This is a genomic window from Chryseobacterium soldanellicola (genome assembly GCF_900100115.1).
Taxonomy (GTDB): Bacteria; Bacteroidota; Bacteroidia; order Flavobacteriales; family Weeksellaceae; genus Chryseobacterium; species Chryseobacterium soldanellicola.
This window is the reverse complement of sequence record NZ_FNKL01000001.1, coordinates 1,064,259-1,075,512: the sequence shown is the minus strand read 5'-3', so window position 1 is coordinate 1,075,512 and position 11,254 is coordinate 1,064,259. Positions and strand designations below refer to the sequence as shown.

9 protein-coding genes and 1 rRNA gene are annotated in these 11,254 nt (G+C 34.8%); 5 read left to right on the top strand and 5 right to left on the bottom strand.

The genetic code is table 11. From position 1 onward, the window contains the following. Positions 1–13 precede the first annotated feature (13 nt). Positions 14–122, top strand: a 5S ribosomal RNA gene (rrf, locus tag BLT04_RS04725). Positions 123–581: 459 nt separating this feature from the next. Here the strand turns inward: rrf and BLT04_RS04720 are convergent. After that, on the bottom strand, positions 582–995 hold the full coding sequence (locus BLT04_RS04720) for a VanZ family protein (RefSeq protein WP_089754134.1): 414 nt from the start codon (positions 993–995) through the stop codon (positions 582–584). Between the two features lie 225 nt (positions 996–1,220). Continuing rightward, positions 1,221–2,849 (bottom strand): acyl-CoA carboxylase subunit beta, encoded by a 1,629-nt coding sequence (locus BLT04_RS04715; protein ID WP_089754132.1) that lies wholly within the window; start codon positions 2,847–2,849, stop codon positions 1,221–1,223. A gap of 367 nt (positions 2,850–3,216) precedes the next feature. Between BLT04_RS04715 and BLT04_RS04710 the strand changes: the two genes are divergently transcribed. From BLT04_RS04710 to BLT04_RS04700, 3 genes are read left to right on the top strand one after another with little or no spacing between them, the layout of a single operon-like run. Continuing rightward, positions 3,217–4,095, top strand: coding sequence for a DMT family transporter (locus BLT04_RS04710; RefSeq protein WP_089754129.1), 879 nt, complete (start codon positions 3,217–3,219; stop codon positions 4,093–4,095). Between the two features lie 12 nt (positions 4,096–4,107). After that, positions 4,108–5,190 (top strand): putative type IX sorting system protein PorV2, encoded by a 1,083-nt coding sequence (locus tag BLT04_RS04705; RefSeq protein WP_089754127.1) that lies wholly within the window; start codon positions 4,108–4,110, stop codon positions 5,188–5,190. 16 nt (positions 5,191–5,206) lie between these two features. Further along, positions 5,207–5,959, top strand: a complete 753-nt coding sequence (locus BLT04_RS04700) for a hypothetical protein (protein WP_089754258.1) — start codon at positions 5,207–5,209, stop codon at positions 5,957–5,959. 75 nt (positions 5,960–6,034) lie between these two features. Here BLT04_RS04700 and BLT04_RS04695 read toward each other — a convergent pair whose 3' ends face one another. From BLT04_RS04695 to BLT04_RS04685, 3 genes are all read right to left on the bottom strand, one after another. Continuing rightward, positions 6,035–6,820 carry a T9SS type A sorting domain-containing protein gene (locus BLT04_RS04695; RefSeq protein WP_089754125.1) on the bottom strand — a complete coding sequence of 262 codons (786 nt, stop codon included), beginning with the start codon at positions 6,818–6,820 and terminating at the stop codon, positions 6,035–6,037. Positions 6,821–6,940: 120 nt separating this feature from the next. Further along, positions 6,941–8,746 (bottom strand): excinuclease ABC subunit UvrC, encoded by a 1,806-nt coding sequence (gene uvrC / locus BLT04_RS04690; protein ID WP_089754123.1) that lies wholly within the window; start codon positions 8,744–8,746, stop codon positions 6,941–6,943. Between the two features lie 80 nt (positions 8,747–8,826). Then, positions 8,827–9,588, bottom strand: a complete 762-nt coding sequence (locus BLT04_RS04685) for a hypothetical protein (RefSeq protein ID WP_089754121.1) — start codon at positions 9,586–9,588, stop codon at positions 8,827–8,829. 121 nt (positions 9,589–9,709) lie between these two features. Here BLT04_RS04685 and hutH point away from each other — a divergent pair, with 121 nt between their 5' ends. Then, positions 9,710–11,197 (top strand): histidine ammonia-lyase, encoded by a 1,488-nt coding sequence (hutH, locus tag BLT04_RS04680; RefSeq protein ID WP_089754119.1) that lies wholly within the window; start codon positions 9,710–9,712, stop codon positions 11,195–11,197. The last annotated feature ends 57 nt before the right edge of the window (positions 11,198–11,254 follow it).

The following is an 11,254-nucleotide window of genomic DNA, read 5'->3' as shown; positions in this document are numbered from 1 at the left end:
TATATACCTTATTTAGGGTGGTTTTAGCGGTGGGGCTCACCTGTTCCCATTCCGAACACAGAAGTTAAGCCCACCAGCGCCGATGGTACTGCGAATAGCGGGAGAGTAGGTCGCCGCCAGTTTTTATTTAAAACTCCTTCATCAAAAGATGAAGGAGTTTTTTTATGCCCATACTTTAAAAAAATACATCATTGATCAATGATCAAGCATTAATGATTAATCAAGCATTAATCATTAATAAAAAGATCAATTAGTCATCAATAATAAGGAAGGAGTATTTTTGCCTATTGCCTATTGCCTATTGCCTATTGCCTATTGCCTATTGCCTATTGCCTAATTTGGGAGCTCCAGTTAATTATAGAAATATTTTAAAGATATACTGTCAGATGCCGGAATAAATTCAATAAAAACAGAAAAGCTATTCTTAATCTATCTTTACCTCTTAATTATCTTGATAGTAAAAAATGAAAAGAAAGAGTTTTGCATTTTCATTGCTTCCTTCAGGTTTAAAATATTTTCTGTCAATGTTTTTTATGCAACGTTATTCTTTATTTTTGCTAAATGCTAAAGACTCGTCAATATTATTTAATATTAGAAACTTGCAGTGTATATTTAAGATACAGATAAAATCTGATATTGGCTATATTTTTCCAGGTTGCAAATTTAAATGTAGAATATCCAAATAGCATTCCTATAGTATTTAAAATTACATCATCAATATCAGCTACTCCACGACCCGTGATTGATTGAGTTATTTCAATTAAACTTATTGTAAGAATAAAAAAAAGGATAAGAGGAATTATTTTATTAAGTTTTTTAATAGTTAATCCTAACCAACCAAAAGGACTGAAGACAAAGATATTTCCTATCAAATTAATTAAAAATGACTGCTTGTTAATATGATCATCACATAAAAAATGATGAATTGTATTGAATGGCGTTAATTGAAAGTAGCTTATAGCCGATGTTTCTCTATCACATCCGAAAAACATCATAAAAGGAAAATAGTATAAATAGTAATGAGTACTGCAAAATATCTTTTCATAAGTTTTTGTTAACAATAGATAAGAGTTTTGTAGGTGTTAGCTTCTTACTATACTAACAAGAATATTGCCTTAATAGACACATTGTGGAAAGTTTATGCTTCTTTATTATTTTTTAACTTCATAAAGAAGCCCCACTTTGAAAGTGAGGCTAAAATATTTTTAAATGATTATTTATTATACTTGGATAACTCCCAAATTAAATTTCTCGGTAATTGGAGAATGATTCGCTGCTTCAATTCCCATGGATATCCATTTTCTGGTATCTACAGGGTTAATAATAGCATCTGTCCATAATCTGGCAGCCGCATAGGTTGATTCTGTCTGCTTCAAATATCTTTTAGAGATAGTGTCTAAAATTTCATTATGCTCTTCTTCTGTAATTTCTTTTCCTTGTTTTTTTAAGGTGGATTCTTGGATTTGTGCTAATACTTTTGCTGCCTGCGAACCTCCCATTACAGCAAGATCTGCCCAAGGCCATGCAACGATTAATCTAGGATCGTAAGCTTTTCCGCACATTGCATAATTTCCGGCTCCGTAAGAATTTCCTGTAATGATGGTGAATTTAGGAACGACAGAGTTGGCAACAGCATTTACCATTTTTGCTCCGTCTTTGATAATGCCGCCATGCTCTGATTTTGAACCTACCATGAAACCGGTAACATCCTGCAAGAAAACCAATGGAATTTTTCTTTGATTACAATTTGCAATAAATCTTGTAGCTTTATCGGCTGAATCTGAATAGATTACACCTCCGAATTGCATTTCACCCTTTCCACTTTTTACCAATTTTCTTTGGTTGGCAACAATTCCTACGGACCAACCATCAATTCTGGCGGTAGCACAGATTATTGTCTTACCGTAATCAGGCTTATATTCTTCATATTCAGAATTATCTACAAGACATTTAATAATTTCCAACGTATCATATTGATCGGCTCTGGAAACGGGCATGATTCCAAAAATATTATCCTGCTTTTCTTTTGGAGGAAAACTTTCAATTCTGTCAAAACCGGCTTTTTCTGTAGTACCGATAGATTTCATGATATTTTTAATTCTGTCTAAAGCATCTTTATCGTCTTTAGCTTTATAGTCCGTAACTCCGGAAATAGAACAGTGTGTTGTTGCTCCTCCTAAAGTTTCATTATCAATGGTTTCGCCAATCGCAGCCTTCACCAAATAGCTTCCCGCAAGGAAGATAGAGCCTGTTTTATCAACGATCATGGCTTCGTCGCTCATGATAGGCAGATAAGCTCCACCTGCCACACAACTGCCCATTACGGCTGAAATTTGAATGATACCCATTGAACTCATTTTGGCATTATTTCTGAAAATTCTTCCAAAATGTTCTTTATCAGGGAAAATTTCGTCTTGCATCGGTAAATAAACGCCGGCAGAATCAACTAAATAAATGATTGGAAGCTTATTTTCCATGGCGATTTCCTGAGCTCTTAAATTTTTCTTTCCGGTGATCGGAAACCAAGCTCCGGCTTTTACTGATGCGTCATTCGCTACAACAAGACATTGTCTCCCAGAAACATATCCCATAACCACCACAACGCCGCCACCTGGACAACCGCCGTGCTCTTCATACATCTCAAAACCTGCAAAAGCGCCAATTTCTATGAAATCCGAACCTTTATCAAGAAGATACTCAACTCTTTCTCGTGCAGTCATTTTTCCTTCATCACGTAACTTTTGAAGCCTCTTTTCTCCACCTCCTTTTTTAATTTCGGTAAGTAATCTGTTTATTTCGGATAGCTTTAATCTATTTTGATCTTCTCGTTTGTTGAATTCAATGTCCATAAAAATTTCAATTTTTCCGCCTAAAGATACTATTTTTATAAGGAATAGTAATTGTAATAAAACACTTGTTTAAATAATTGGTATTCAGAAATTTGTGAAATATTTAACAAAAAAATATTTTCAATTATCTGATATTTTTTTTAACTTTACGATAGAGTAATAGGGATAATTATCTCTATTAATACTCTAAGTTCCTAGTTTATTTTTTTAATAGTTTATTATTTGAAGGCCCTGAGAGTTGAGCAAACTTTCAGGGTTTTTTATTGGAAAAATTTTATATAGGTTTTCAAACGTTAATTTTACATTTTTTGCTTCATTTGTAAAAGCCTTTTGTAAATTTGCAACTTAAAATTCAAAGCGTTATAAGATGCATAAATTAGCACTTTTCAGATTGCATTTAATTGTTTTTTTGTGGGGATTTACTGCAATTTTGGGAAAACTGATTCATGCAAATGCTCAGATTTTGGTTTTTTACAGAATGCTGTTTGCCGCAATTTTTTTATTTGTTTTCATCAGGATTTATAAAAAAGAGAGCATTAAGGTTTCAAAAAAAATATTTTTTCAGCTTGCGGCCATAGGTTTTGCAATGGCGCTGCATTGGTATTGTTTCTTTTATTCGATCAAAGTTTCCAATGTTTCAATTGCGCTGAGCTGCTTGTCTTTATCTACTTTATTTGCTTCGATTTTAGAGCCCATTATTTTTAAGCGTAAAATTGATGTCTCAGAGGTGATTATGGGAGTAGTGATTGTCGCCTGTATTTTATTGATTTTTAAAACTGAATTTCATTATAAAGAAGGAATTATTTATGGAGTGTTTTGCGCCATATTCGGAACCATATTTTCTGTTTTTAACGGAAAAATGTTTGGGAAAACAAGTTCCGGAAATATTATTTTTTATGAAATTTTCTCAGGATGGGCAATTTTATTGGTATTTTATCTGATTAACGGGCAAATTTTTCAGATGAATGAAATAAGTTACAGGGATATTGCGTTAATATGCTTATTGGCAAGTGTTTTCACTGCTTTCCCGATGCTGGAATCGGTGAAATTAATGAAATATATTTCGCCTTTTACACTAATTTTAACAGTTAATTTAGAACCGGTCTACGGAATTATACTAGCTTTTTTTATCTTTGGGGAATCAGAGCACATGAGTTATATTTTTTATGTAGCTTCGGGAGTTATGATACTGGCAATCATTGCCAATGCATTAATAAAAGCTAAGAAGCAAAAAAACTTAAATTAAGCATCAATTTATATGATGAAAAAATATTTTTTACTTACATTTTTAATGATATTCGGGTTTTCACAATCTCAGATTATCAGAAAGTATTCCAATGAATTTTTAAATATTGGAGCCGGCGCCAGAGGTCTGGCAATGGGAGGAGCCGTAATTTCCAGTCAGGATGATGTCTATTCACCGATGTGGAACCCGGCTGGTTTAATGGCAATTGAAAGAGACTGGCAGGGCGCGGCAATGCACGCAGAATATTTCGAATCTATTGCAAAGTACGATTATCTGGCCTATGCTAAAGTTTTGGAAGAGGGCGTTTTCGGGGTTTCGGTGGTGAGATTGGGAGTTGATAATATTTTAAATACAACTCAGTTAATTGATACTGAAGGAAATATCGATTATGATAAAATTACAAAATTTTCACAGTCAGATTACGCAGCGATACTTTCTTATGCCTTTCATCCGGGAGGAAATCCTAAACTGGATGTCGGGGTGAATGCTAAAATCGTTTACAGAAATGTAGGAAAGTTTGCCAGCGGATATGGCTTTGGATTTGATGTGGGAGCCATTTATAAAGGTGATAACGGATGGAGATTCGGAGGAATGCTTCGTGATGCGACAACAACGGTCAATTTTTGGAGTGTAAATCAAAAAGAGCTTTCAACGGTCGTAAATGGGGAAGAATTCAACCCTGCGCCCAAAGATAAAATGGAGCTTACAATGCCTAAACTGAATGTTGGGGCAAGTAAGAAATTCGATATCAACAGCAGTGTTTATGTATTACCGGAAGCAGGAATCAATGTAGATTTTGCTAAAACGGCAGCACTTGTTTCAAGTGATTTTGCAAGTATTACGCCGTATGCGGGAGCTGAATTAGGATATCAGAAAATGATTTTTGTAAGATTGGGGGTTAACAGATTTCAGTCTATTACAGATATTGAAGACCTTAAAAGAAAAGTTTCTTTCCAGCCAAGTGCCGGGATCGGGATCAGATACAGAGGTCTTACGCTGGATTATGCCATTACAAATTCTGGGATTGGCGGATCTAACTTCTATTCTAATTTCTTCTCTCTTAAATTGGATATGGGAGAATTTAGAAATGACTAATTTAATTTTAATTATAATGAAAAAACTTTCTATAGCATTATTTGCATTTTGTTTAACTACTGCTTTCGGGCAACAAAAAGTTTCTGATTATAAATATATAATTGTCCCTGAAAAACTGCAGACCTTTAAAAATAGCTTTGGTTTGGAAGGTTATCTTGAAAGAGCCTTGTTTGCTAAAAACTATATTGCCGTGACAGGCACCAGAGATGCCTGGCCTGATGTGGTAAGAGAAAATGCTTGTAGTGCCCTGAATGCAGATATTATCAATGATAAAAGCCTTTTAAGAAATAAGGTTATTTTACAGTTTAAAGACTGCAACGATAAAGTTTTACTTGAATCAAAAGGAATGTCCATGATCAAGGAATATGAGGAAGGTTTTCCTGATGCCCTGAAAGATGCTTTAAAGCAGGTTCCGATTTCGGCACCGGTTGCTAATCTGCCTGTTCAGAAATCAAAGGTTTCAGAAAATAATAATTCTACAACTAGCACGGCAGTCGTTCAGGAATCAAAAGCACCAGCTGCAGGTAAATATAGCAATGGAAAAGTGACTTTGCAAAAAATACAAATTGACAATGATCAGTTTATTCTTGCGGACGCCAACAGCTCTGTTCCTTATGCTACATTTAAAGCAAGTGCGAAAAAAGACGTTTTCAGGGTAAAGCTACAAAACGGAGATTCCACCATCGGATATTTTGAAAATGGGAATATCATTATTGAAATCCAACAATCAAACGGAGAATTTTCTAAAGAAGTTTTCTCGGCAAAATAATATTACTTATATATAAAAAATAAAAACGCCTTATCTGATAGAAGATAAGGCGTTTTTTATTAGCTGTTTAAATTTTTATTTTTTAATAAACTTAACGGTTTGATTTCCTTTATCACTTACAATTTTCGCAGTATAAACTCCGGGAATCAGATCTGATAATCTTACAGAAGCTTTTTTATTATTGATAGATTCATTTTTAATCAGCTTACCATTCAGATCATATATTTCTATAGATTTCACTGTTTTAGTATCTTCAATATTTAAAACATCTAAAACAGGATTCGGATAAATTCTGGCTGTAGATTTTGTAACCTCCGAAGTAGCCAGCTGTGCAATATTTACAGTATAATCCGTCCATGTACCATATCCATAAACGCTACATGCAGAATCAGGAGTAGGAGAGCCTGCTCCGGAATTCGCAAGACGGTTCCATATTCTCATTCTATAGCTTCCAGCTAATACTGAAGCGGGAATCATGAAGTTTCCGGTATAAGTTTCATTTTGATTTCCACTGTAAGCCGGTAAAAATAATGTTTCTCCGGCATCATCAAAATCACCGTCCTTATTAAAATCGATGGCCATTCCACAAGCAATCCAGTTAGTTGTTAATACATTTAAAGTATAGTTTGTAGCTGTTGTCAAATTAATAACTACAGATGTTCTATCCCTAGCTGAAATGCATGTTCCTGCTGCAAAAGTATTATCAAAGCCAACCTGAGGAATTGTGACCTGAGTAATTCTCCAGTTAGTACAGCCACTGTTATAGCTTGGGCTGCAATACGTCTGAGCAGACAGCAGATTTGCCAGTGAAGCCGTTAAAAATAATGCAAATGATTTCGCGAAAAAATAATTTAATTTCATAATAATTGGTATTTATTTATACCAGTCTAAATTATAAAAAAAATAATTATTTCTCCATTTTAGGATTAAAATAACAATAATTTTGATATTGTTTAATTGTTTTGTGTTTAATGGGTTAGATTATATGTGATTTTCATTATTATTAAAAAAATCATGAATTATTTTCGCCTTACTTTTTCCTAAAATTTCCTCCAGAGTCTCTAAATTTGATTCCTTAATGCGTTTTACAGACTTTAATTTAGATAAAAGCATCTCTATGGTTCTTTCACCAACCCCCGGAATTTCTTCAAGCTCAGACTTTATCGTTGAATTTTTTCTTCTCGTTCTGTGATGTCTTACGCCAAAACGGTGCGCTTCGTCTCTTACTCTTTGCAGAATTTTTAAGGTCTCGGATTTTTTATCAAGATACAGCGGAATAGGATCTTCCGGAAAGAAGATTTCTTCCAGCCTTTTGGCGATCCCGACAATGGTGATTTTTCCGTAAAGGCCAAGCAGTTTTAGACTTTTTACGGCTGAAGAAAGCTGCCCTTTTCCACCATCAATCAAAATCAGTTGCGGAAGGTTTTCAGCTTCGTCCAGCATTCTTTTATACCGGCGATAAATCACTTCTTCCATCGTTGCAAAATCATTCGGGCCTTCCACTGTTTTAGGGTGAAAAATCCTGTAATCAGCCTTGCTTGGCTTTCCGTCCTTAAAAACTACACACGCAGAAACCGGATTTGTTCCCTGAATATTGGAGTTGTCAAAACCTTCAATATGTCTCGGCTCAACAGGCATCCGCAGCAATTTCTGCATTTCAGCCATAATTCTGTTGGTGTGTCTTTCCGGATCGACGATCTGCACTTGTTTAAGCTTTTCTAAACGATATTCTTTTGCATTTTTTTCTGAAAGCTCAACGATTCGTTTTTTATCGCCAACTTTAGGAACGATCAGTTTTACATTCGGAATTTCAACGGATAAATGGAAAGGCAAAAGCACTTCTTTTGAATCTGAGCCAAATTTTTGGCGGATTTCAATCAAAGCTTCTTCCATAATATCTTCATCGGATTCCTCAAGGATTTTTTTGATTTCTGTAGTAAAGCTCTGAATAATATTTCCATTTCTAATTTTAAAGAAATTGACATAAGCCGCCGTTTCGTCGCTTGTCATTCCAAATACATCTACATCATCAATATTTGGATTTACGACCGTATTTTTGGTCTGGTAATCTTCTAAAATATTGAGTCTTTCTTTAATTAATTGGGCTTGTTCAAACTGTAAATTTGATGCGTGCTTCATCATCTGATTCACCAGATATTCTTTTGCTTTCCGGAAATCTCCTTTAATAATTCCACGGATGGCATCAATCTTTTCATCATAATCTTCCTTGCTTTCAAGTCCTTCACAGGGGCCTTCACAATTTTTAATATGATATTCGAGACAGACTTTATATTTTCCGTCGTCGATTTTATTGGGCGCCAAATTTAAATTACAGGTCCTGAGCTTGTAAATATGCTTAATGGTATCCAATAAAATCTTTGCCGGACGTACTTTTGCATAAGGCCCGTAATATTCTGAGCCGTCTTTGATTTTGGTTCTTGTCAGAAAAATCCTCGGAAAGGCTTCATTTTTAATACATATCCAGGGATAGGTTTTGTCATCTTTCAACATCACATTGTAAAACGGCTGATGCTCCTTGATAAGGTTATTTTCTAGTAAAAGAGCATCATATTCGCTGTTTACAATGGTTGTTTCCAATCGCTGGATTTTACCGACCATGATTCTGGTTCTGTATCCGGAAAGATTTTTATTGAAATAAGAAAGAACTCTTTTCTTTAAATTTTTTGCTTTTCCGACATACAGCAGGTGCTCGTTTTTATCATAATAACGATAAACGCCGGGTTCGGATGGTAAAGTTTTAAGCTGTAATTCTAAAGAAGGATTCATATAACAAAATTACGGAATTTAAAGCCACAAAAAAAGCTGTAGAATTTCTACAGCCTTAAAATTTATGTTAAAATTACATTTTATCCGTTTGTCATTTCGGTATATTCATTTACCAAAAAGCTGAAATAATCCCATTCAACAGAGTTTTTAGGATATTTTTTCATAAATTCAGCGTTGTCTCCAAAAAGAAAGTCATAATTGTCTTCAAAATCATCTTTGTGAAGCCACATCACCTTATCACCTTTTTTTACATAAAAAGATTTGATAACGCCACCGCCTAATTGAGGACCGTAACCAAATGAAACGCCGCCCGTTTCTTTCGCTCTGGGATCATGATAAACAGAAATAATATCATCAAATCCGGGGTTGATAACCTGCATTAAGAATTCTTTATCATCTTTTTTGTTTTTAAGAGAAACCGTCTGATTTACGAAATAAATACGGTCATTATTGGTTGTTTTAGTCAATTTTTTTGTGCTGTAATTCCTAATGTTGCCCATGTATTTGGCCACTTTTGCAAATTTCTCTGCATTGCTTGGGTAGACATACATTTCACCAATCTGATCAGCATTAAAAACCGTATTTTTTTTAGAAATACTGTCTTTAATTGATACTTCAAAAATTTGCCCTTTTTTTGTGTCGATTTTACTGCAGAAGCCTTTATGCTCGCTTCCGTCTTTTAAAATTATGGTGGAAGTTTTTTTAGGAGACGGAGAATTAAATCCTTCATTAAAAAGATACATTTCCATTTTTTTGATCTCTTCCTTGGAATATTTTACTTTTTGTGCAAAAGATGCCGTGCTTACAAGGCATAATGCCAATAATAAAGCTTTAAGTTTCATAAGTTATTGTTTAAGGGCATAAAAATAACAAATTAAATGACTTATTGCCTAAAATAATTTAACCGCATATTTTAGTTTTACAATTATTGTTAAATGTGTAATTTTAGGCAAAATTTAGATAATGATATACGGTATTGATGTTTTCAGTTTCCATGATGTATTGGAGATTTGCAAAACTCCTGGCAAAGCCAAATTGAACAAGGCGGCGAAAGATCAGATTTTGAAATCCCAGAAAAATGTTCAGAAAATTGTAGCGTCAGACAGATGTGTTTATGGTATTAATACAGGGTTTGGGCCTCTTTGTGATACAAAAATCTCTGCAGACGAAACAGCTTTATTACAATATAATTTAATTATTTCTCACGCGGTAGGCGTAGGAAAACCGATTGATAAGGAATTTTCAAAAATTATGATGATCTCGAAGGTTCATGCACTGTCAAAAGGTTTTTCGGGAGTTTCTCTGGAAGTCATTGAGAGATTAATCTTAATGCTGGAAAAAGATATTATTCCTGTAGTTCCTGAGCAGGGTTCTGTGGGAGCTTCCGGGGATTTGGCTCCGTTGGCGCATCTTGTTTTACCGCTTTTAGGCTTAGGTCAGGTTTGGGAAGGGGAAAATATTCATGAAACTGCCGAAATTTTAGAAAAACATAATCTTGAGCCATTGACTTTGGGACCGAAAGAAGGCTTGGGATTAATCAACGGAACTCAGTTTATTCTTGCTCATGCGATCAAGGGGCTGGAAAAATTTGAATATTTATTAGATCTTGCAGACATGACGGCGGCGATGAGCCTTGAAGCGTACAGAGGTTCCGGAAGTCCGTTTAAAAAAGAACTTCACGATATAAGACCTTTTGAAGGAAGCAAAAAAGTAGCAGCCAGAATGCTGAAATTTTTGAAAGGCTCTGAAAATATGAAAGCCCATGAAGATTGCGAGAGAGTTCAGGATCCTTATTCGATGAGATGTGTTCCGCAGGTGCATGGAGCAAGCAGAAATGCTTTTGAACATCTTAAATTAATGGCTGAAACAGAATTAAATTCAGTAACAGACAACCCGATTGTTTTAAGTGCTGAAGAATCTATTTCAGGAGGGAATTTCCATGGGCAATTAATGGCTCTACCTTTAGATTATGCAACGCTGGCGGCGGCTGAATTGGGAAATATCTCAGACAGAAGAAGTTATTTATTATTGGAAGGAAAATACGGTTTGCCAAGATTATTAACGGAAAGCTCAGGATTAAATTCAGGATTCATGATTCCTCAATACACTTCTGCGGCGTTAGTAACGGAAAATAAAACACTATGTTTCCCGGCTTCTGCAGATTCTATCCCGACGAGTTTAGGGCAGGAAGACCATGTTTCAATGGGAAGTATTTCGGGGAGAAAATTCAACCAGGTTTTAGGAAATTTGGTTAATATTTTATCAGTTGAATTAATGTTTGCAGCACAAGGTTTAGAGTTCAGAAGACCTGCGAAATGCTCAAAAATTATTGAAGAAAATTATGCGATCCTTCGTTCCAAAGTTGCGAAGCTTGAAGAAGACAGATTGATCGGGAAAGATATGCTGGCGATTGCAGAATTGATTAATAATAGAGAATTCGTTGTTAATTAATTTTTTAATTTAAATAATATGAAGGCTTCCAGAAAATGGGAGCCTTTTTGTTTCCCC